General features: G+C 43.2%; 23 protein-coding genes. 5 read left to right on the forward strand and 18 right to left on the reverse strand.

Features of this window, described 5'->3' with window-relative positions; all coding sequences use genetic code 11:
- From DN068_RS07105 to queA, 14 genes are all read right to left on the reverse strand, one after another.
- Nucleotides 1–208 (reverse strand): hypothetical protein (locus DN068_RS07105; RefSeq protein ID WP_133254086.1); only part of this gene is annotated, 208 nt, incomplete at its 3' end.
- A 342-nt stretch (nucleotides 209–550) separates the two neighbouring features.
- Entirely contained in the window at nucleotides 551–889 is a 339-nt protein-coding gene (locus DN068_RS07110; RefSeq protein ID WP_110998213.1) for a hypothetical protein, read from the reverse strand.
- A gap of 263 nt (nucleotides 890–1,152) precedes the next feature.
- Nucleotides 1,153–2,985, reverse strand: coding sequence for a T9SS type A sorting domain-containing protein (locus tag DN068_RS07115; RefSeq protein WP_110998214.1), 1,833 nt, complete (start codon nucleotides 2,983–2,985; stop codon nucleotides 1,153–1,155).
- Between the two features lie 183 nt (nucleotides 2,986–3,168).
- Entirely contained in the window at nucleotides 3,169–5,988 is a 2,820-nt protein-coding gene (locus tag DN068_RS07120) for a TonB-dependent receptor (protein ID WP_110998215.1), read from the reverse strand.
- Nucleotides 5,989–6,492: 504 nt separating this feature from the next.
- Nucleotides 6,493–7,008 (reverse strand): 50S ribosomal protein L17, encoded by a 516-nt coding sequence (gene rplQ / locus DN068_RS07125; RefSeq protein ID WP_110998216.1) that lies wholly within the window; start codon nucleotides 7,006–7,008, stop codon nucleotides 6,493–6,495.
- A gap of 153 nt (nucleotides 7,009–7,161) precedes the next feature.
- Nucleotides 7,162–8,157: a DNA-directed RNA polymerase subunit alpha gene (locus DN068_RS07130; RefSeq protein ID WP_110998217.1), complete on the reverse strand. Its 996-nt coding sequence runs from the start codon at nucleotides 8,155–8,157 to the stop codon at nucleotides 7,162–7,164.
- Nucleotides 8,158–8,371: 214 nt separating this feature from the next.
- The gene (gene rpsD / locus DN068_RS07135) at nucleotides 8,372–8,977 is read right to left on the reverse strand and encodes a 30S ribosomal protein S4 (RefSeq protein ID WP_110998218.1); all 606 of its coding nucleotides are present in this window, start codon (nucleotides 8,975–8,977) and stop codon (nucleotides 8,372–8,374) included.
- Between the two features lie 151 nt (nucleotides 8,978–9,128).
- Nucleotides 9,129–9,530 (reverse strand): 30S ribosomal protein S11, encoded by a 402-nt coding sequence (rpsK, locus tag DN068_RS07140; protein WP_110998219.1) that lies wholly within the window; start codon nucleotides 9,528–9,530, stop codon nucleotides 9,129–9,131.
- Nucleotides 9,531–9,635: 105 nt separating this feature from the next.
- The gene (gene rpsM, locus DN068_RS07145) at nucleotides 9,636–10,016 is read right to left on the reverse strand and encodes a 30S ribosomal protein S13 (RefSeq protein ID WP_110998220.1); all 381 of its coding nucleotides are present in this window, start codon (nucleotides 10,014–10,016) and stop codon (nucleotides 9,636–9,638) included.
- A 34-nt stretch (nucleotides 10,017–10,050) separates the two neighbouring features.
- The gene (gene ykgO / locus DN068_RS07150; RefSeq protein WP_071836964.1) at nucleotides 10,051–10,167 is read right to left on the reverse strand and encodes a type B 50S ribosomal protein L36; all 117 of its coding nucleotides are present in this window, start codon (nucleotides 10,165–10,167) and stop codon (nucleotides 10,051–10,053) included.
- Nucleotides 10,168–10,187: 20 nt separating this feature from the next.
- Complete coding sequence (gene infA, locus DN068_RS07155; protein WP_110998221.1) at nucleotides 10,188–10,406, reverse strand: translation initiation factor IF-1; 219 nt, start codon at nucleotides 10,404–10,406, stop codon at nucleotides 10,188–10,190.
- Between the two features lie 158 nt (nucleotides 10,407–10,564).
- Nucleotides 10,565–11,143, reverse strand: a complete 579-nt coding sequence (locus tag DN068_RS07160) for a D-glycero-alpha-D-manno-heptose-1,7-bisphosphate 7-phosphatase (protein WP_110998222.1) — start codon at nucleotides 11,141–11,143, stop codon at nucleotides 10,565–10,567.
- Nucleotides 11,144–11,166: 23 nt separating this feature from the next.
- On the reverse strand, nucleotides 11,167–11,739 hold the full coding sequence (locus DN068_RS07165) for a D-sedoheptulose-7-phosphate isomerase (RefSeq protein WP_110998223.1): 573 nt from the start codon (nucleotides 11,737–11,739) through the stop codon (nucleotides 11,167–11,169).
- Between the two features lie 77 nt (nucleotides 11,740–11,816).
- Entirely contained in the window at nucleotides 11,817–12,866 is a 1,050-nt protein-coding gene (gene queA / locus DN068_RS07170; RefSeq protein WP_110998224.1) for a tRNA preQ1(34) S-adenosylmethionine ribosyltransferase-isomerase QueA, read from the reverse strand.
- A 197-nt stretch (nucleotides 12,867–13,063) separates the two neighbouring features.
- Here queA and DN068_RS07175 point away from each other — a divergent pair, with 197 nt between their 5' ends.
- From DN068_RS07175 to DN068_RS07190, 4 genes are all read left to right on the forward strand, one after another.
- Nucleotides 13,064–14,434 carry a dipeptidase gene (locus DN068_RS07175; protein ID WP_110998225.1) on the forward strand — a complete coding sequence of 457 codons (1,371 nt, stop codon included), beginning with the start codon at nucleotides 13,064–13,066 and terminating at the stop codon, nucleotides 14,432–14,434.
- 129 nt (nucleotides 14,435–14,563) lie between these two features.
- On the forward strand, nucleotides 14,564–14,764 hold the full coding sequence (locus tag DN068_RS07180) for a hypothetical protein (protein WP_110998226.1): 201 nt from the start codon (nucleotides 14,564–14,566) through the stop codon (nucleotides 14,762–14,764).
- A 200-nt stretch (nucleotides 14,765–14,964) separates the two neighbouring features.
- Complete coding sequence (cmk, locus tag DN068_RS07185; RefSeq protein WP_110998227.1) at nucleotides 14,965–15,663, forward strand: (d)CMP kinase; 699 nt, start codon at nucleotides 14,965–14,967, stop codon at nucleotides 15,661–15,663.
- 207 nt (nucleotides 15,664–15,870) lie between these two features.
- Nucleotides 15,871–17,532 carry a DNA polymerase/3'-5' exonuclease PolX gene (locus tag DN068_RS07190; protein ID WP_110998228.1) on the forward strand — a complete coding sequence of 554 codons (1,662 nt, stop codon included), beginning with the start codon at nucleotides 15,871–15,873 and terminating at the stop codon, nucleotides 17,530–17,532.
- Nucleotides 17,533–17,694: 162 nt separating this feature from the next.
- Here the strand turns inward: DN068_RS07190 and DN068_RS07195 are convergent, their stop codons facing one another.
- The 4 genes from DN068_RS07195 to DN068_RS07210 all read right to left on the reverse strand — a co-directional run bounded on the left by DN068_RS07195 (nucleotide 17,695) and on the right by DN068_RS07210 (nucleotide 21,168).
- Complete coding sequence (locus DN068_RS07195; protein ID WP_110998229.1) at nucleotides 17,695–18,306, reverse strand: 2OG-Fe(II) oxygenase; 612 nt, start codon at nucleotides 18,304–18,306, stop codon at nucleotides 17,695–17,697.
- Nucleotides 18,307–18,513: 207 nt separating this feature from the next.
- Nucleotides 18,514–18,915 carry a hypothetical protein gene (locus DN068_RS07200; protein ID WP_110998230.1) on the reverse strand — a complete coding sequence of 134 codons (402 nt, stop codon included), beginning with the start codon at nucleotides 18,913–18,915 and terminating at the stop codon, nucleotides 18,514–18,516.
- Nucleotides 18,916–18,960: 45 nt separating this feature from the next.
- A complete protein-coding gene (locus tag DN068_RS07205; RefSeq protein ID WP_110998231.1) occupies nucleotides 18,961–19,920 on the reverse strand; it encodes a hypothetical protein in 960 nt (319 codons plus the stop codon).
- Between the two features lie 69 nt (nucleotides 19,921–19,989).
- Nucleotides 19,990–21,168: an acetyl-CoA C-acyltransferase gene (locus DN068_RS07210; RefSeq protein WP_110998232.1), complete on the reverse strand. Its 1,179-nt coding sequence runs from the start codon at nucleotides 21,166–21,168 to the stop codon at nucleotides 19,990–19,992.
- Nucleotides 21,169–21,423: 255 nt separating this feature from the next.
- Here DN068_RS07210 and DN068_RS07215 point away from each other — a divergent pair, with 255 nt between their 5' ends.
- Nucleotides 21,424–22,308: a murein L,D-transpeptidase catalytic domain family protein gene (locus tag DN068_RS07215; RefSeq protein ID WP_110998233.1), complete on the forward strand. Its 885-nt coding sequence runs from the start codon at nucleotides 21,424–21,426 to the stop codon at nucleotides 22,306–22,308.
- The last annotated feature ends 101 nt before the right edge of the window (nucleotides 22,309–22,409 follow it).

Here is a 22,409-nt window from a genome sequence, read left to right on the forward strand (position 1 = left end):
TATTCTCTATGACCAGCAGACTCTTTTCATTGAAAGGAACCTCATTGTCTTTTAACCATTTATTAAACAGTTTGATTCCTTGCTCATCATTGTCAAAACGAACAGACAGCATCGCTTGCTTTTCATTGTCGATGACACTGATCATAGAAAGATCAAACCATGATTTTGATACATCAATACCCAGGTAACACTGTTTTTCCTTTTTCATAATTTTGTTTCTCTTTATTAAAGTTTGACTAACCATTTTGCCCCATCGTCCAAGTCCTTAATAATGGGTCACAAACCCTAATTGCTATATGGACACCAAGGGAAAAATCAGCAGGGAATTTTATCATTGCATAGGCATTTAAGCCTTGACCGTATAGGTAATCCGTCCCTGCTGAGGTTAGTTATTTATCCACAAAATTTGTGGATTTCTAAAGAAAAAAGAAGCAAAAAAGAAATAGTAATAATAATAGTAATGTCTTTAGGGAATTGCCAAGGCAAATCTAAAGGACCGTGTTATTGTAATTATATTTTAAAACTCGCGATGGACAACACCTCGCGCGGGTCATTGCGAAGACGAGGAACGAGGATGTGGCAACCTGATTTCGCGCAGGGTGTTTTCATGCAGACTCCATAAACCTGGTTTACTCACTGCACAATGCAGTATACTCAATGCACTATTCAGTGTACTCTTTGCGTAAGCTAGTGCACTACTTGCAGAAGGCATTATACTGGTTGCAGAAGGCGGCGCACTACTTGCAGCACCAAATGTATTCCTTGCAGAACGCATTGTACTACTTGCGGAACCCAGTGCACTCTTTGCAGAAGGCGGTGCACTACTTGCAGCACCCAGTGTACAACTTTCATAAGACTGTGCAGTGCTCGCATCATGCAATGCACTCAATAACTAACAAAATCTGAACAATGCTATACTAATCAGATACCTGCATTTTGCATGAGGGATAGCAGCGGAAAGCCCACAACGAAACGAAGTGGAGTGAGGACTTGCAGCGGATAGCCCGACCCGAAGGGGCACGCCCAAATTCATTGACAAAGGGTGCTGGAAATCCTCCTCCTTTGGAGGAGTTAGATGAGGCAAAAAAAACCGGCTGCCTTCTGGCAGCCGGTCCGTTTTTCATATCTGTAAAGGTGAAACCTGACCTTCCATTATTTGATAACGCTCAGTTTTGCGTTTTTCTGAGTACCGTTAGACTGGATCAGAACCATGTACAGACCAGTGTTCATGTCAGACAGGTTGATGTCGATGTTCTGAGTACCAGATACTTTGTCACCAGCGAAAACTTCTTTAACCAGTTTACCGGTGATATCAGCAACTACTACGCGCAGGGTACCTGCATCTTTCAGTTGTACCATTACTGTTGCATTGTTAGCAGCAGGGTTAGGGAATACAACAGCAGACTGTACGTTTGTAGGCAGTGTAGCTACAGCAGTTGGGGTATTTACTTTAGAATAGTCAGTGTGCAATGGATCGAAGTTACACCAGCCTGACATCCAGTTGTCGTTTGTAGTACCAGTACCAGCAAATGCACCTACATAGTTTACTTTAGTGAAGAACGCATCGCTTGATTTGTTGTCATTAAAGTTAGGAGCGAAACCTGGCATGTTATAGTTTGCATAGTTGCCAGTAGTATCCGGATTCAGCGGATTGTTCGGATTGAACGTGTGCGCTGCGTTGTAAACGATCGGAGAAGTACTTGTTGGAACCATGTTCGGGTTCGTCATGTTGAACGGATCTTGCAGACGAACATCACCAGACTGAGAAGTGTAGATTTTGTTACCGAAAGCAGGATTCAGACCCCATGAGAATGGACCGGCAAATGGATTGAACGGATTGTTTGTAACTGTATCAGCGTTCAGGTTTGTTGGTGTCAAAGAACGTGCACCATCCACTACATACATAAACTCTTTACGAGAAGGAGTGCTTGCAGTTGGGATACCAGCAACGATGTTGTGACGGAATTGTACTCTGTCAGCAGTGATATTAGCAACTGTAGAACCGAAAGCTGCAGCTGATTCGTCGATCAGTACACCAGCAGGGTAACCTACTACAATACTGTTTACAAGGCTCAGTGCACTACCACGACGGATATGCAGGGCGCTTACGAAGTTAGGATCTACTGAAGCAAAGTTTGCCGGATTCTGGATTGGACCGAGAATAGTAGCGTTAGAAAAAACTGGTGCAGTAAGACCTGTAGTATCAGTCAAACCTGTAACAGTACCAGTCTGGTAGCTATCGCTTTCAAAAGCTTTAGAACCGCTCTGATCAGCTGCATTAGCACGCAGACTTGCTACGAACTGGTTTTTACCTTTATAACCGTTATCAGTATCGAAATCATCATCCCATGTACCAAGTGCAACGAGATATTTAGCATTTACAGTACCGCCAAACCATTCGTAGCTATCATCGCCAGAATAAGAAACCTGAATGTGATCAAGCTGTGTGCCATCACCTACAGAACACAAAGTCAGACCGTTGATTTCATTGTTTGGAGAGAATGCGATACCTGGAAATTCGATACGTACATAAGACAGCTGACCGCTGTTATCATGAGCATCAGTACCACCATACAGAGAGCGTGGACCGCCTTCTACCTGAGATGTACCGCTAGCCCAGTTGTTTGGTGCTTTACCGCAAAGGATTACACCACCCCAGTCACCGTAAGAACGGTTACCAGGAGCCTGGTTTGAAGTGAAAACGATTGGCGCTGTAGGCGTACCTACTGCAATCAGTTTTGCACCACGTTCTACGATAAGGCTACCTTTAGTGTTTTTATCACCTTTAATGATTGTACCGCTATCAATAGTCAAAGTTGCTCCCGCAGTAACATACACATAACCTTTCAACAGGTATTGCTGATCGTTTGTCCAGTGTGTATTTGTAGAAATGCTGTCCTGTACGTTAACTACAGTTACAGTTTGAGCTGAAGTGCGGCCAATGAATGCAGCGCTCAGCAAAAAAGGGAGGAAAAATTTTTTCATACGTTCTGTATTAATTTGAAGGCGAAATTATCTGCGCAGTGTTAAGGGATCATTACGCCAATGTTATCAACGTATGATTATTCAATCTCTGTAATGCCCACCAGTAAAGACTTTCAACAAAAAAAGCGCCACCAGAAAAATTCCGGTGGCGCACACATAGTATAGTGGTTATCCGATGAAAGACTAGATCTTGATTTTTACGCCAAGTGTAAAGTAACGACCCGGCTTATAGCTATAAAGATTACGATCATTATTCTTGTCAAACTTATTATCTCTGTTGATATCCTGTACATAACGAACCGATTGATCCAACAGGTTTTGGACACCAAAACTGATATTATAATAGCGTGCAAAAGTTTTAGAAATCGAGAAATCCAGAGACTGGAACGGCAATTCACCTTCGCTCGGATCATCTGTAGTACCCAGAGAGGACATACGCGGACCAAATACATTGTACAACAATGAACCTTGCAACGCTGCCTTCTCATTCTGGTAGAAGAAACCGGTATTTACGATATACGGAGATTGTCCCTGCATGGTTGTTTTCGGAATGATCTTCTTAATGCGCTGACTATCGAGACTCAACTCACTTTTGCTTAAAGAAAGGTTACCGACAAACACAAAGTTTTTAAACACATTAGTACCGAACTTATCATCGAAGAAACCAAGGTTTTTACGAACATCGATTTCTACACCATACATGTAGGCTGATTTACCGTTTGCAAAAGTATAAGCCTTACTGTCTGAACCACTACCCGGAATCACGATCTGTTGAATCGGATCTTTGAATGATTTGTAGAAGCCACCGATATGGATCATTTCACCAGCAGATGGATACCATTCCCAACGCACGTCGAAGTTCTGTACCTGAGCCACTTTCAGCGTATCGCCTTTCTCAGCGAATGAGTGCGGGAACAAAGCACCGTAAATACCGGCACGCTGATCGAAATCATAGAAATAGATCGGTGCAGCTTCACGGAACTCAGGACGGTTCAATGTTTTACCATAAGCAGCGCGGATCAGACTCTTCGTGTTGAAGTTATAAGTAGCATTCGCCGAAGGCAGAAAATATTTAGTTACAATGCTCGGATGAATGGTATCAAGGTTTACATAACCGTTGATCTCTTGCTTATTGTATTCATAACGGCCACCACCAAGGATATTGATCTTGTCGCCAATCGGGAGCTTTAATGAAACGAAGCTCGCAATCAAAGTATTTTTACCTTCGTATTTATCAGATGGCGCTGTGATTTCGCTCATCTGGAATTTACCTACATCACCCACATTCTGATCAGAGAAAATAGAACCTACATCCTGGTGCAACAGATAGTAACGTTGATCTGGCGGCGTCTGCAGTACATTAAGCGTATAACCCATCAGACGCTGAGAAAATTCACGCTGTTTATATTCCAGGAAGTTACCGGCATTTACCTCAAAGCTGTAAGCATTGCCAATATTCACTTTCTGTGTAATCATGTGGTTAAAGCTGTAAGTATGTTCCGAAAGACGGGCGTAATATTTACCACCACCGTTTACAGGATCCACCACACCCGCAACCTGTGCTACGTACATGCTATCCGGATCACCCGCTGATTTATTGTAGCGGATTCGGCGCAGGTCGGGCATATTTTTAAACATGTCGTTGTACCCGAGCGTCCAGGTATATTTAGTGTTATCGTTTTTTGATTTGTGCGTACCGCCAAGTTGTGTGTTGTAAGACGCACGGCTTTCATAGCCCATTGCGTAAGAAAGTTCATCCTGCGTAGACAATCCCGGATAAGGCTGATTCGTACGCATTGTGATGTAAGACTTCCCAAGCTGGCTGTACAGGTTTTTAAACTCAATTTTATTGTTGCCCCATACTACCGCAAGGTTATCCATCAAACCTACGTTCACTTTATTTTCAGAGCGCTGATCTTTATAATTGTATTGAATAGCTGTATCCTGCCATTCCTGGCGGCTTACCGAGTAGTTTGTATTAGTATTTGAATACGCCACGCCAAAAGTGTTACCGATTTTTACTTTCTTCAGTTTAAATACATTTTGCAAAGTCAGACTACCACGAAAATCCATCGGAGTGGCTTTCGTATTGAAACCCCAGTCATTTGGGAATGATTTGGTGATCGCATTTTTATTTGGGTCAGCAGCATCGATAAAAGATGGAACCGCGGATGGAATATTTCTCATACCGTTGTCAAAGCCCATCCAGTCTGTCGGAGATGGTTTGTTGAAATTAAAATCAGTACCCGTAGAACCAGAACGGTAAGAGCTGGAAAGACCAACAGTCAGCTGATTTTTTTCCGGCATTGAAGTCGTATAGATCTTCACCATACCGCCTGCAAAATCGCCGGGAAGATCCGGAGAAGGTGTTTTAAACACTAGGATACGATCAATAAGCCCACTCGGAATCATATCGAAAGAAAACGACTTTTTATCCGCTTCACTACTTGGCGCACTCGCGTCATTGAGCCAAACAGAGTTGTAGCGGTCAGACAAACCGCGAACAGTAATAAAACGATCTTCCTGAATAGTTACACCCGGAATACGTTTTACCACATCAGCAGCGTTACGGTCCATTGTTTTGGAGATCTGTGCAGCGGAGATACCACTCACAATTGTGGCACTTTTGCGCATTTCAAGTACCACAGCACTTTCTGTGTGTGTGATCTTATTCGTTTTCACAGTTACTTCTTTCAGCTGACTTTTATCTGCTTCCATTGTAAAATCGAAAGTAGTTGCGCCTTTTACCGTAATCTGTGTAATTGTCTTTTTATACCCGATATAAGAAAGTGTCAATTCATACTTACCATCCGGAACATCTTCAATGATAAACTTTCCGTCTACGTCCGACGCCGCGCCTTTTGTTGAATTTTTCAAAGTCACCATTACACCGGTAAGTGGTGTACTAGTGCCAGCGTCTTTAATGACACCGGAAATGTTGCCTGCGTACGAAAAAATAGAGGTGAAGAGGAGGAAAAAAATGAGGTGTAAAGCTTTCTGCATGCCCGTTAATTTATTTTGCAAAATTACCGGTTGACATGCCGGAAGCGGCCGCTAAAGCTATTATGCTTGGATTACCATTAAGTTAAGTAATCATTAATTAAATCGTGATTCTCAGGGGTTGAAAACAAAAAGCTTAAAGCCTAAAGCTTGCTCGTATTCCCTTGGCTGATCACAGTTAGATCGCAAACATCTGATGTTTATTCCCGTCAAACCCGAATAAGAAGCAAAGACACAAAGCCAGTATAGACCTACAAGCAACCTATCCCTATGCTAAAACCGAAACACAACTTCAGTATTTCTTCAACTTCTATTCTTAAGCGAGCAAAAAAACACAAAGCGCGTACAGATGCTGCGTGCAACAGCTCGATACTACTCGCATCAAAAGATCAGGGATCAGGGATCAGCCATCCACTACTCGCTCGGAAATCCCCTCCCTCGCGGGATTAGGGGAAGCAAAAAAAAGGCTCCCTTTCGGAAGCCTTTTCAAATTCAGTTTGAACGAAACTAAGCGTTTTCTTCTGTAGCAGCATCCTGTGCAGGAGCTTCAGTAGCAGGAGTTTCTTCAACAGCTGGAGCAGCTGTTGGAGCAGCAGCTTTAGCTGTGTTACGGCTACGGCGAGTTTTCTTCGCAGCACCGTCTTTAGCTTCTTTACCGTAGATTTCGTTGAAGTCTACCAGTTCAATCATTGCCATATCAGCAGCGTCACCCATACGTTTAGGCAGCTTGATGATACGCAGGTAACCACCAGGACGGTTAGCAACTTTATCACCGATTACACCAAACAGTTCTTTGATCGCTTCTTTGTCTTGCAGGTAGCTGAATACAACACGACGGTTGTGCATGCTGTCTGCTTTAGCACGAGTGATCAATGGTTCCGCATACACACGCAGAGATTTCGCTTTAGCGAGTGTAGTAACGATACGTTTGTGTTCAATCAGTTGGCAAGCCAGGTTGCTCAACAATGCAGCGCGGTGCGATGCAGTACGACCGAGGTTTTTGATTTTGTCTCCGTGACGCATGACTATTTAATTTTAAAATTTGCCTTTCGGCTTTCCCCCACACCGTGTCAAGGAATGTGAAGTACTCTGGTTAATAAAAAATGTATAAAAGGATTTTCAAAGAATGACTGACCAATCGTCAATCACAAATCTCCAATCATCAATATTCAATGATTAGTCTTCGCGAGAAGCGAATTTACCGATATCCATTCCGAAACCCAGACCGCGTTCGTGCAGTACTTGTTCAATTTCAGACAGAGATTTCTGACCGAAGTTGCGGAATTTCATCAGTTCTTCCTGAGTGTATTGAACCAGTTCGCTCAGAGAGTTGATCTTAGCAGCTTTCAGACAGTTGAAAGCACGAACAGAAAGTTCCAGATCTTCCAGCGGAGTATTCAATACTTTACGCAGTTGCAGTGTTTCTTCATCGACTACTGCTTCTTTTTCTTCGCGTTTAGTATCCAGAGAGATGTTTTCATCAGTGATGATCATCAGGTGCTGGATCAGAATGCGAGATGCTTCTTTAACTGCTTCTTCAGGATGAATCGTACCATCGGTAACTACATCCATGATCAGTTTTTCGAAGTCAGTGCGTTGTTCTACACGGGTATTTTCGATCGTGTATTTTACGTTTTTGATTGGCGTAAAGATAGAGTCGATCGCGATGAAGCCCAGTGGAGCATCTTTTGGACGATTTTCTTCAGACGGCACATATCCACGGCCTTTGCCGATGTGGATTTCAATGTTGAACGTAGTAGTGCTGTCCATGTTGCAGATTACCAGTTCAGGATTCATAACTTCAAAGTTTGGAGTTGCTTCGCCGATCATTGCTGCAGTGAAGTTATCCTGGCCTTTGATAGTCAGTTCAATTTTGTCAGTAGAAACATCGCTGTCAACGATTTTCTTCAGACGTACTTGTTTCAGGTTCAGGATGATTTCTGTAACATCTTCCAGAACACCTTTGATGGTAGCAAATTCGTGATCTGCACCAGCAATTTTAATAGCAGTGATTGCATAACCTTCCAGAGAAGACAACAATACACGGCGCAATGCGTTACCGATGGTAACACCGTAACCAGGTTCTAACGGACGGAATTCAAATTGTGCTTCGAAATCCGTTGCTTTTTGGAGAACAATTTTGTCTGGTTTTTGGAAATTTAAAATCGCCATAATGAGAGATTGATTTTTCTTTTTTTTGTTTGATAAATATCAGGTCGACCATTGTCTTCCTATCAGCATCCGTTGCGTCGCACACTTCGGGGTTCGGGATTCTCTTGCCCACCCTCAAATTCTCGCTAGCAAACGGAGTGCAAATTTACATAAAATAGTAATGTCAAAAAACAGGTAAAGCCCCTGCTTGTCGCAGGGGCTTTAGAAAGTTTTATTATTTAGAGTACAACTCTACGATCAGTTGTTCCTTAATGTTTTCAGGAACGTTCTCGCGCTCAGGGTGAGCGATGTATGTACCTTTCAGATCTTTATCGTTGAAGTCAACCCAGTTGATTTTTGGATTCTTCGGACGAATCAGACTTGTAACAGCAGTGTTTGCCTTGCTCTTAGGTTTCAGTTCGATCACATCACCTGGTTTCAGACGGTAAGAAGGTACGTTTACCACTTCACCGTTAACCATTACGTGCTTGTGAGAAACCAGCTGACGAGCAGCAGGGCGTGTAGGAGAAATACCCATACGGTAAACTGCGTTGTCCAGACGGCTTTCCAGCAGTTTGATCAGGTTTTCACCAGTTGCACCTTTCAGGCGGGAAGCTTCTACGTAAGTGTTACGGAATTGTTTTTCCAACACCATGTAAGTGTACTTCGCTTTTTGTTTTTCTTTCAGCTGAATAGCGTACTCAGAAGCGGTTTTACGCTTTTTAGAGTTACCATGCTGACCTGGAGGATTGCTATTTTTACCCAGGTTTTTGCCAGATCCTAAGATCGGTTCACCGAATTTTCTACAAATTCTGTTTTTCGGTCCAGTATAACGTGCCATGACGCGATTTTTTTGTTTTCTGCTCCGTCTCGTTTAAAAATCGTAAAAGCTGATCCGGAACAGTATTGTTATAAAAAATGAAACTACTACTTAAAATATACTCAGCCTGTCATGCAACAGACTGAGTATAAAATATATCGAGCGTTAAAAATTAAACGCGGCGTTTTTTCGGAGGACGGCAACCGTTGTGTGGCATAGGAGTAACATCTTTGATAGAAGTAACTTCGATACCGATGTTGTTCAGTGCGCGGATAGCGCCTTCACGACCAGAACCAGGACCTTTAACGAAAACGTCTACTTTTTTCAGGCCTGCGTCCAGTGCTACTTTACCACAATCCTGAGCAGCCATTTGTGCTGCATAAGGAGTGTTCTTTTTAGAACCACGGAAACCCATTTTACCAGCAGAAGACCAAGAGATAACTTGACCAGACTTGTTGGTAAGAGATATGATAATGTTGTTGAACGTTGCGCTGATGTGTGCATCACCGTGTGGATCAACCTTTACAATACGCTTTTTAGCGACGGTCTTAGCAGATGATTGTGCTTTTGCCATTTTTTGTTAAATAAGGTAATCAAACAATATAATTAAGCTGAAAGTTTCCAGCTTCGTACCACTCCTCCCCGCAACACCCACGCGGATCCGGCAGCGGCACTAAGATTATTTCTTAGGTGCTTTTTTCTTACCTGCAACTGTCTTACGCTTACCTTTACGGGTACGGCTGTTGGTTTTGGTACGTTGACCACGCAAAGGCAATCCTTTACGGTGACGAAGACCACGGTAACAAGCGATATCCATAAGGCGCTTAATGTTCATTTGCACTTCAGAACGCAATTGACCTTCTACCTTAAACTCATTTGTGATGATGTTACGGATAGCAGCCTGTTCGTCATCGTTCCATTCAGCAGCTTTTTTATCGAAATCGATACCAGCTTTTGTAAGGATGTATCGTGCAGTTGCGTTGCCAATACCAAAGATGTACGTGAGGGCTATCTCACCACGTTTGTTTTTCGGAAGATCAATACCAGCTATACGAGCCATTAATATTGAATATTTAAGTTAAAATAAAAAAATCTTACCCCTGACGTTGTTTAAAACGAGGATTCTTTTTGTTGATGATGTACAGCTTTCCTTTGCGACGTACAATCTTGCAATCAGCGCTACGCTTCTTGATAGATGCTCTAACCTTCATGTCTGGTTATTTATAATTGTTTACTTATACCTGTATATGATACGACCACGGCTCAAATCATACGGACTCATCTCTACGCCTACTTTATCGCCCGGCAGAATACGGATGTAGTGCATGCGCATTTTTCCGGAAATAGTTGCTAAAATTTCGTGACCATTTTCCAGGCGCACGCGAAACATAGCATTCGACAAAGCTTCTACAATTACTCCGTCTTGTTTGATTAAAGACTGTTTAGCCATATTTAAAAGGACTGCAAAGGTATTGAAAAAATCAGAAGTAAAAAGTAAAAAACAAAAAAATATTTTACGCCGGTCTGGTTACCAATACACTGTCTTTTAGAGACCACTTCCGCACTATTCCTTTTAATTTATTAGTAAACAGAGACTTAAATGATTATTTAGCCAACAACCTCTGGCGTATGCAATGATTTTGTCCACATCAGCAAGGAATCAAACTGCTCATCAATCAGATCATGCGGCAGCGGATATGGGTCATGTTTGGACGTCAGGAACACAGTATGCATCGACAAATGCTTGCCAAACTCCATATCAGACATACTATTACCTACCATTACACTACGCCTGAAATCTATCTCGGAAAAATCTTCTCTCGCCTGCATCGCCATTCCCGGGTTCGGCTTACGGTTATGATCCTCATCCGACACAGCCGTACAAGCGTATATCTTATTCACGCGACCGCCGGCAATGTTGATATCATCCATCATTTTGTGATGAATATCAATCAGTGTATCCAGACTCATAATACCACGCCCTACTCCACGCTGGTTGGTCACAATTACGATATTTCCAAACAACTCATTCAGCGAACGAAGTGCTTCCAGCACGCCGTCACAAAACACAAATTCTTCCCAGGTAGTCACATAAGTGCCCGGGGTTTCCACATTTATCACACCGTCCCTGTCCAGGAACAGCGTCCATTCTTTATTGATTCGTGGCTGTATATCCAGTAACGACATTATAATAATTACTTGTAGTTCAATTAAAAAAGAGCCTCTTCCGTCAGTTGACAGACGATATGCCCGATTGTGATGTGACTTTCCTGAATACGCGGCGTATCACTGCTCGGCACATTGATCAGGTAATCACACAATGTTTTCATTTTACCGCCGGTGCTCCCCGTAAAGCCAACAGTCACCATGCCCAGCGAAGCAGCCTGCTCCATCGCTTTCACGATATTGGCAGAATTGCCCGACGTACTCAAACCAATCAATACATCGCCCTTTCTTCCCATAGCTTTCACCATTCTGCTATATACGACATCGAAGCTATAATCGTTTGCAACGGCCGTCATATAAGAAGTATTGCAGTGCAGCGCTTCAGAAAAAAGCGGATTACGATCCGTATAAAAACGGCCGCTGAATTCTGCCGCCAGGTGTTGTGCATCTGCTGCACTGCCGCCGTTACCGCAGAAAAGCACCTTTCCGCCATCGCGAAACGCCTTAATAACTACCGCTGTAACTTGTTCAATGGTAGACAACAATGCTTCATTTTTCAGAATTTCCTGCTTGGTATCTATAGATGCCTGTATGATGGATTTAATTGACTGTTGCATAGTATAATCTCCAAAAATACAACAGCGCGGGTAAATTACCCGCGCTGTCTTGTTATCTGTTCGTTTTTTAATATCTTTTAGATCACGATCATTGCATCACCGTAGCTAAAGAAACGGTATTTTTCTTTGATCGCAGTCTGATATGCTTCCATGGTCAGATCATAACCTGCAAACGCGCAAACCATAATCAGCAAGCTTGTTTTAGGCAGATGAAAGTTTGTAACCAGAGAATTAGCGATGTTGAAATCATACGGCGGATGGATAAATAAGTTTGTCCAGCCTTCTTCTGGTTTCAGCAAACCTTGCGCAGTTACTGAACTTTCCAGTGCACGCATTGTCGTAGTGCCGATAGAACAGATCTTACGTTGTTCTTTCTTCGCTTTGTTTACAATCTGAGCAGCATATTCATCTACGTGGAAATATTCTGCGTCCATTTTATGTTTAGACAGATCTTCTACTTCGATTGGACGGAAAGTACCGAGACCAGTGTGCAAAGTAACTTCTGCAAATTTCACACCTACGATTTCCAGGCGTTTGATCAGCTCGCGGCTGAAGTGCAAACCTGCTGTAGGAGCGGCAACCGCACCTTCATATTTTGCGTAAACAGTCTGGTAACGTTCTTTATCTTCTTCTTCCGGTTTACGTTTGATGTATTTAGGAAGTGGTGTTTCACCCAGGCTTTCCAATACAGCTTTAAATGCTGCTTCGTCACCATCAAACAGGAAACGGATAGTACGGCCGCGGGAAGTAGTATTATCAATTACTTCTGCTACCAGTTCGTCGTTATCGCCAAAGTACAGTTTGTTACCTACGCGGATCTTTCTTGCGGGATCAACGATTACGTCCCAGAGACGGTTTGGCTTGTTCAGTTCACGAAGCAGAAAAACCTCGATTTTAGCACCGGTTTTTTCTTTACGGCCATAAAGACGGGCAGGAAACACTTTGGTGTTGTTTACCACCATTACATCTTTATCATCGAAGTAAGTGAGGATATCTTTAAATACTTTATGTTCAATTTTTCCGGTGTCGCGATGCACAACCATCAACCGGCTTTCTTCACGAGTCTTTGCGGGGTGTTGAGCTATTAGATTTAATGGGAGGTCGAATTTGAATTGCGACAACTTCATATGTAGAAGAATATTTTAAAAGCCTGCAAAGTTATCAAAAAGGTAAGAGAATATGAAATTAAGAAAAAATCCTGTCGTTTTACAACATTTTTTGCTCATTATCAGTCTTCCGTCAGAAAAATAACCCGTTAATTCCCATTGTACGGATTCCCGGCATTGAATTACATTTGAGCTCTCAAAATTAAAATCTACTGATTATGCAGGTTTGGAACGACTATCTGTCTCAAAACAAACAACGCTTTCTGGACGAATTGCTCGATTTGTTGCGTATTCCGTCTGTAAGTGCCGATAGCAAATACAAAAATGATGTAGCCCGCTGCGCCGAGGCTGTAAAAGAAAATCTGCTAAAAGCAGGTTGTGACAAAGCTGAAATCTGCCCTACCGAAGGTCATCCGATCGTGTATGGTGAAAAAATAATTGATGCTTCTCTGCCAACAGTACTGGTTTATGGTCACTACGACGTACAACCGGCAGATCCGCTGGAACTGTGGCATAGCGGTCCGTTTGAACCTGTAATTAAAGATGGTAAAATCTTTGCCCGTGGTGCCTGCGACGACAAAGGCCAGATGTTTATGCACGTAAAAGCGCTGGAAGTAATGGTGAAAACCAACACACTGGCTTGCAACGTGAAATTTATGATTGAAGGTGAAGAGGAAGTTGGTTCTTCTAACCTCGGTAAATTTCTCGCTTCGAACGTAGAAAAACTGAAAGCAGACATCGTGCTGGTTTCCGACACTTCTATGATCAGCATGGAACATCCTTCCCTGGAAACAGGTCTGCGCGGTCTGGCCTATATGGAAGTAGAAGTAACTGGTCCAAACCGTGACCTGCACAGTGGCGTGTACGGTGGCGCTGTAGCCAACCCGATCAATATTCTCTGCAAAATGATCGCTTCGCTGCACGATGAAAACAACCACATTACAATTCCGGGCTTCTACGATAAAGTAGACAACCTGAGCGATGCTGACCGCACGGCACTGAATGCAGCTCCATTCAACCAGAAAGAATACAACGAAGATCTGGGCGTAAAATCTGAGTGGGGCGAAAAAGGCTATACGACGTTGGAACGCACTGGTACTCGTCCAACGCTGGACGTAAACGGCATCTGGGGCGGCTATATCGGTGAAGGTGCTAAAACGGTGCTTCCATCTAAGGCAAACGCTAAAATCTCTATGCGTCTGGTACCGCACCAGAGCTCAGAAGAGATTTCTGCTATGTTCCAGAAACATTTTGAAAGCATCGCACCAGACTATGTGCAGGTGAAAGTAACAGCACATCACGGCGGCGAACCAGTTGTAACCCCAACCGATTCTGTCGCGTATCAAGCTGCTGCAAAAGCGATCAAAGAAAGCTTCGGTAAAGATCCGATTCCTACACGCGGCGGTGGAAGCATTCCAATTATCGCGCTGTTCGAAAAAACACTCGGCCTCAAAACTGTGCTAATGGGCTTCGGTCTGGATAATGACAACATCCACTCTCCAAACGAGAAATACGATGTTGCGAACTATTACAAAGGCATCGAAACGATCCCTTATTTCCACAAATATTTTGCGGAGATGAGCAAATAAGGACATGTGAGTGGTGAGTTGTCAGTTGTGAGTGTGCTCACGCTGTTACTTAAAACTCAAAACTTATAACCGAGAACGGGTGCGCTTTAAGCGCGCCCGTTTCTTTTTATGTTGATTAGATTTGCTGTAATGGGAAAATTGCACTTATACAATACTGAGATACCTTTAGAAGCACTTGCTCACGAGCGCGCGATGCTTTACCAGAGCTATTCACCGGAGCGCAAATTCAATGAATTACTTGCGCTTATTGAGACTGCACGTATTCTGAATAACGGCGAACCGCTTAAAAAGCCACAAGGGAAAGGCATTATCATTAGCAAACAGAAATAGCTAAGCGTCTCCCCAGCAATGCGCGAAAGCCCAACATTACGTGCGGCTTGCTTCGTGCCTCGCAATGACGCGAGAAACAAACACATTAAGTCACATTCCCCACATTCATCACATTCTCCACATTAATTGCAGCACCGACCATTTAACTTTTTAACGCTTTAGCCCTACAACCATTTGGCTTTTTTCCCGAAATTTGCCGCATGGCAACGAACAAGATTATTATCGCTATTGACGGGTTTTCTTCCTGTGGAAAAAGTACGCTGGCCAAACAACTGGCCGCGAAGCTCGGTTATGCTTTTATAGACAGTGGGGCCATGTATCGTGCCATTACACTTTATTTTATTCGCAACAATGTATCGCTTCAGGACCACAGTCAGATTCTGGATGCTTTGAGCAATATTCATCTTTCCTTTGTTTTCAATGAAAAATCCCAGCAGTCCGACATCTACCTTAATGATGAAGATGTAGCGCATTTGATCCGCGAAATGACTGTAGCGGAAAAAGTGAGCGAAGTGGCAGCTATTCGCGAGGTACGCTCTTTTGCGGTAGCGCAACAGAAAAGAATGGGCAAGAAAAAAGGCATCGTAATGGATGGCCGTGACATAGGCACCGTCGTTTTTCCGGATGCAGAACTCAAAATATTTATGACCGCAGATCCTGAAGTGCGCGTAAAACGCCGCTTCCAGGAACTATACGTTACGAATCCACATATCACACTAGACGAGGTGCGCCATAATCTTGAAATGCGCGATTATATCGATAGCAATCGTGAAGAAAGTCCGCTGCGCCGGGCCGAAGACGCTGTACTGCTTGACAACAGCACACTCACCCGCGAAGAACAGCTCGCCAAAGTCCTGGACTGGGTAAAGGAAAGAGCACAGACGGTGGATGTTTCGTGAATGGTGAATAGTGAATAGTCAATCGTGAATACCCTGCGCGAGCCACAAAAGTGTTGCCGCAGACAATTATTCACCGCACTGAATATTGACCTATTCACGATTGACCATGACATTTTCTTGTCAGGCTGAGCGGAGTCGAAGCCTCCATTGACGTTTGACGTCTCACAACTATTGACCATTCACCATTGACCATTTACAATTTTATCAATGACCAACTACGATATAGCAGATCATTTTTCTCTTTTGTCTAAACTGATGGACATCCACGGAGAAAATAGCTTTAAAACAAAATCATACAGTGTTGCAGCATTCAATATTGAGAAATTACCGGTAGAACTGGTAACCCTTGATGATGCGGGCATTTTTGCGCAGAAAGGAATCGGCGAAACGATCGGAAAGAAAATCCGCGAATTACTGAACGATGGCAAAATGTCTTTACTACAACAATACCTCGAATCTACACCCGCAGGTATAGTCTCCATGCTTGACATAAAAGGTCTGGGGCCGAAAAAAATTTCCGTGATCTGGAAAGAACTCAGTGTGGAGAGCATCGGCGAGCTGGAATATGCCTGTAACGAAAACCGCCTCGTGACTCTAAAAGGGTTCGGCGCAAAAACACAGGAAAACATCCTGAAAACAATCGCATTTATCCGCGCCAATGAAGGATTCCATCTTTGGGCGGAAATCGAAGAAATCGCCAAGGGCATCTTACAACAACTGATACAGAAATTTCCGGAATATCAATTTTCACTTACCGGTGATTTCCGTCGTCAGATGCCAGTTATCAGCAACATCGATTTTCTGACCAGCAGCAATGAAAATATCATCCGTGAATTTTTCTCCTCGGTAAATGAAGCCAGTTTTGAAAACGCACAGAAATGTTTGATTGTAAGCATTCAAGGCCAGCCTAAACTGCGGTTTCATTTTACCAGCGAAGAAATTTATTTCAACGACCTGTTTCTTACCACAGGCAGCCCGGCATTTATTGAAAGTTTTATCGCGAAATATCCTTTACCTCCAAATGCAGCAAGTGAAGAAGCAATATTTTCAGCGCATAACCTGCAATTCATTCCGGCGCCTCTTCGCGAAACCGAACGAATTATTGAAAAAGCCGCCAGCAACGCTATTCCCGAGCTGATCACCGCCGGCGACATAAAAGGCATCATTCACTCCCACTCTACCTGGAGCGATGGGATGAACAGCATTGAGGAAATGGCGAAAACAGCCATGAAAGCCGGATTTGAATATTTAGTGCTCAGCGATCACTCTCAAGCTGCATTTTATGCGAATGGATTGACACCAGACCGTATTGCCGCGCAACATGCAGAAATCGATGCACTGAATGAAAAAATAAAACCGTTTAAAATTTTCAAAAGCATTGAAGCCGATATTCTATACGACGGCAGCCTCGATTACAGCAACGATGTTTTAGCCACTTTCGATCTCGTAATTGCTTCTGTCCACAGCATTTTGAAAATGACGGAAGAAAAAGCAATGGAGCGGCTCATCAAAGCGATCGAAAATCCATACACCACGATTCTTGGTCACCCGACAGGACGACTATTGCTTTCACGCGAAGGTTATCCGGTTGATCATAAAAAGCTGATTGACGCTTGTGTCGCAAATAATGTAGTGATGGAAATCAATGCGCATCCGCGCCGTCTGGATCTTGACTGGCGCTGGATCGACTACGCAATGGAACGTGGCGCATTGTTATCCATCGATCCGGATGCGCACACTGTGAACGGCTTCCGCGATGTGTATTACGGAGCTATGGCTGCGCAAAAAGGCGGATTAACAGCTACAAGAAACCTGAGCAGTTTCAGCCTTTCCGAGTTTGAAGCATTTCTTGCTAAGCGCAACGCTTAAAGCTCAAAGCCTAAAGCTTAAACACCTTACCATGTTTTACTGAGAACAAAAAACGTTTCTGATAAATAAAAAGCCGTCCTTACACATTACTGTAAAGACGGCTTTTTTCATAAAATATTATTTTAAAACAGCGCGAGCAGGCTTTGAGCTTTATGCTTTTGACTATCTATAAGGAGGCCCACCGATCCAACCTACAATAGATAGACGATTGCCCTTGGTTACAGGCAAAACTCTATGCTGTGCATACGATGGAAAAATAACGGCGGTTCCTTGCGTTTTCGGTGCACTTACTGCATTATGGTTGATCATAAATTGCAGGTCACCACCTTCATATTCATTTTCGTCCGACAACTGAACAGTGATACTCAGTTTGCGGTTGGAAATATCACCGGCACCGTAGTCCATATGCCATTCAAAGAAATCATCCGGGCCGTAACTTGCCAGTTGTAACGCGGTTTGAAAGCCAGTCACATCAAATTTGAAGCGATTGGTGTTGATCTGAATACAGGCCGTTGCCAGTTTACTGTAAATCCATTCATGTTCTGGGCCATCAATAAACATAATCCTTGAGCGCCGCAGATCTTCGCGATCTATTTCCGATCCCGACTTATTCACTTTCGATTCTATTGCTTTCGCATCATCCCAGATAGCACGTATTTTTTGTACTTCTTCCGGGGTAAAATAATTGGTCAGCCACACATAATCTACGAGATCGGTGTTGTAATCCTTTCGTTTAATGTTCTGAACCTGCCTGAAAGGCTTGTAAATGGCCATAATAAGAGGTTGGACGGGCAAATTACATCCTTATGAAAAACGAGAACGTTAAAAATTGGTCAACCTGTAAAATATTGCTGTGACATGACATATATGCAAGGGCCATAGATTCGCATATGGTAAATAAAAAAAACCGGCCTATATACGGCCGGGATTTTCGATCAAGGAAATGTCGAATGTAAATATGAAGTAGCGAACATCGAATATCTAGCTCCTATTGGCTGCAATTGCCAGCTTTCCACCAAGCAATGCAAAGGGAATATAAAGCACAATAAATAAAGCAGCCATCCATATCGGATGCCGTATCAATACAACATTGGCAACACCCGAAGCCATTAAGAAACAACCGACCACAAAGCTCTGTCTGATTTTTTTACTGATGCGGCTTGCTGTATATCCAGCCACAAAAGAAGAAAGCATGTAGGTGAATACCATTAAGGCCACAGCGGCAAAAGGCATTTGCGCAATATGCCTGGCCATACCTTCTGCATCATGTATATCCAGATTGGCGGGAGCAGGGTAAATTTTATCCACATACCCTTCCATTCCCATTATAACGAGAATCCCAACGCCCAAACCAGCCAGTACTGCAAGTATATTTCTTACCATTTAAAAAGTTGAAGAAGGCGAAAATAATAAGCCTCGGGGAATTCACTATTTTTTATTCGTGATGACCAGGTCTTCCATCCGCCCGGCCTGATAGCCTTTAGACGCGGAGTACACAAAACGGATGGTATAGCTGAAGGCACAAGATTTAAAACCTTTCATTTTATCGTGAATCTCATCAATTTTCACTTCCCCTTCATCAGCCATTATATACTTCCCTTTTGTTTTGATCACTATGTCACGGAAATATTTCTTATCGCTTTCAGGAACGGAGAGCTCACTGCTCCAGCTCGACTGGTCGTCCATCCCGTCTGTCCGTCCCTCACCATACGTAGCAAGTACTTGACTGTATTTACCATTTGCACCGGCAATTACAAAAAAACTTTCGTCGTAAGGACCGCCGGCACCGCCATTTAAATGGCGCAGATAAAACGCAAACTGATCATCCCCGATTTTAATCACTTGGGGTGTGGGACAACTTGCAAACGCGCCATACGCCGCAACTGCAGGATCAAAAGAACGCAACAGCCAGCCGCTATCTGTTTTGGTAAATTTTGCCAGTCCTAAAAGTCCGCCGCTAAACCGCCCAGTCTGCATACCATCGGGATCATACACCGAATGATTAAACGCAAGCATTTTATATTGCTTGCCATTTGCATCAGAAAGATCAATCACCGTAATCATGCGCGTTGCTACGCCACCTTCAAATGGAAAGACCGGATTATCCTCCACTCCATTTACATCTTCGTATTTTTTAGGCTTACAAGATTTGCATTCCCAGCTGATGAGCTTATCCTTATAACCGCTTGCTTCCAGATTGTAATATTTACCCGGAAATAATTTGCGCAGCGCAGCCATGCCGTCAAATGATCCTGGAACAAGCAATGTACGGTTACCAGATAAAACCGTATCCGGAAGATTTTTAATCAGGAGATCTCCATCAGGTTTCTGCGCTTTCGCTACAAATGAAAACAACAAAAGAAACAAGATGATTTTATAGCGATTCATGGACACAAAAATAAAGGCTCGCATCGGAATGATGCGAACCTTTCGAAAAGGAAAATATTTATCTGAAAATTAGATTTTCTCGATAACCATTGCGCTTGCGCCGCCACCACCGTTACAGATACCAGCAGCACCGTATTTGGCACCTTTCTGTTCCAGAACGTTGATCAGCGTAACAAGGATACGCGCACCGCTAGCACCGAGTGGGTGACCCAGCGCAACTGCACCGCCGTTTACGTTTACCTGATCAGCTTTCAGGTTCATTTTCTGACTGTTTACAACACCTACAACGCTGAATGCTTCGTTCAGTTCGAAGTAGCTGATATCTTCCATTTTCAGACCAGCCTTAGCTACTGCTTTCGGAACTGCCAGAGAAGGAGAAGTAGTAAACCATTCAGGAGCTTGTTCTGCATCTGCATAACCTTTGATCTTAGCGATCGGTTTCAGACCCAGCGCTTCTGCTTTTTCTTTGCTCATCAGTACAACTGCTGCAGCACCGTCGTTCATTGTAGAAGCGTTAGCAGCCGTTACTGAACCATCTTTTGTGAACGCAGATTTCAACGCAGGAATCTTATCAAATTTTACGTTAAATGGTTCTTCGTCTTTAGCGAAAACAACTGGTTCGCCTTTTTTCTGTGGAATTTCTACCGGAACGATTTCGTTTGCGAAACGGCCTTCGTTTACAGAAGCCTGGCTACGTTTGTAGCTTTCAATCGCGAAATTGTCCTGATCTTCACGGCTGATGTGGCATTCTGTAGCACACAGTTCAGCAGCGTTACCCATTGCATAGTTGTGGTATACATCAGTCAGGCCATCTTTCGCCAGACCATCTACCAGTGTTACGTTGCCGTATTTGCTACCCCAACGGAGATTCGCGTTATAGAAAGGAACGTTGCTCATGCTTTCCATACCACCGGCAACTACTACGTCAGCATCGCCAAGCATGATAGCCTGAGCACCCTGCATGATTGCTTTCAGACCGCTAGAACAAACTTTGTTCACGGTTGTAGCGATCACGGCGTCGGGAAGACCTGCAAATTTCGCAGCCTGACGCGCAGGAGCCTGGCCTAGGTTTGCCTGCATTACACAACCCATCAATACTTCATTTACTTCCTTACCGTCGAGGTTGATTCTGTTCAATGCGCCTTTGATAGCGATAGCACCCAGTTGGGTCGCAGAAAAATCTTTCAATGATCCGCCCCAGCTACCGATTGGTGTGCGAACAGCGGAAACTATATATACTTCTTTCATAATTGAAATGTCTGCACTTTGGAAAATGCGCAACAAAAATAATAAAAAAGCGGTGTCCATGCGTTTATCATTTAACGCAGTTTTATCATTTGTGAGGCATTTCTTATGTGTAAATAGAGGCTTTCAATGAGGCTGTTAAACCACAGTTAAAAGCTTTTCGTAATGTGATTTTTTACGGTCAATCTTTACTAAATTTGAATAACTCAGATTTCACATTTACATTATTTTTTATTTATTTATTAAGGTAACGTGTTCATGAAAAAATTCACGCTGTGCATTGTGGTATGCCTTCTTCTGGCCTTACAAGCCAATTTTGTATTTGCCGGAAGTTCTGTAAATGACTTAAACAATACTACCACTGATCAGGTAGCTACGTACATCAAAAACACCTACAAGCAAATAGCTTTTCCAAAAAACGACACGCTGGATTACGATATTTTCGATAAAGCGATGCATGGTTATATTAATCTGAGGAATGCCGGAAAATTAAACCAGCAAAAGAATCTGCTTACGGTTTGTGATCTGACGCGCTCTTCCAATGATTATCGTTTATGGATTATTGATCTCGACAAAAAGACCATCGTTTTCCACACTTATGTGGCACATGGCCAGGGTTCGGGTGAAGAATTTGCAAAAGCATTTTCAAACCGCAACAATTCACACCAAACCAGTCTTGGCTTTTATGTAACCGGCGAAACCTATGAAGGTGAACACGGAACGTCTTTAAAGCTGAATGGAATGGATAATGGTTTTAATTCTGCAGCTTTTGATCGTGGCATTGTGGTACATGGTGCTGATTATGTCTGCAAAAACTTTATTGCCGACAATCAACGTCTGGGTCGCAGCTGGGGCTGTCCCGCCGTGCCTTCTGCTTTATCGCTGCCAATTATCAATACAATTAAAGACGGTACCTGCTTATTTATTTATTACCCGCAGGCAAAATATTTACATACCGCTTTCTGGTTGAATAAGAAAATTGAGCACCTGCCAATGGATGATAGCCAATTCGGCATAATGCCTTTGACTCCGGAAGCCGAGGCGACTCGTCCGCAGGCGTCTGCAATCACACCTGCGCCAGCGATGCAGCAAAGTCCGATGCCAGCTTTCAATGCTGATCCGGGCGCTATTCGCGTACACTAATTCTGAGAATCAAAAGACATAACAACTCAAATAAAAAACGGGCATTGCGGAATAAATCGGCAATGCCCGTTTTAATTTCTATTTATCGCTATGATTAAATT

The organism is Taibaiella soli (genome assembly GCF_003236175.1).
In the GTDB taxonomy this organism is placed as follows: Bacteria; Bacteroidota; Bacteroidia; order Chitinophagales; family Chitinophagaceae; genus QKTW01.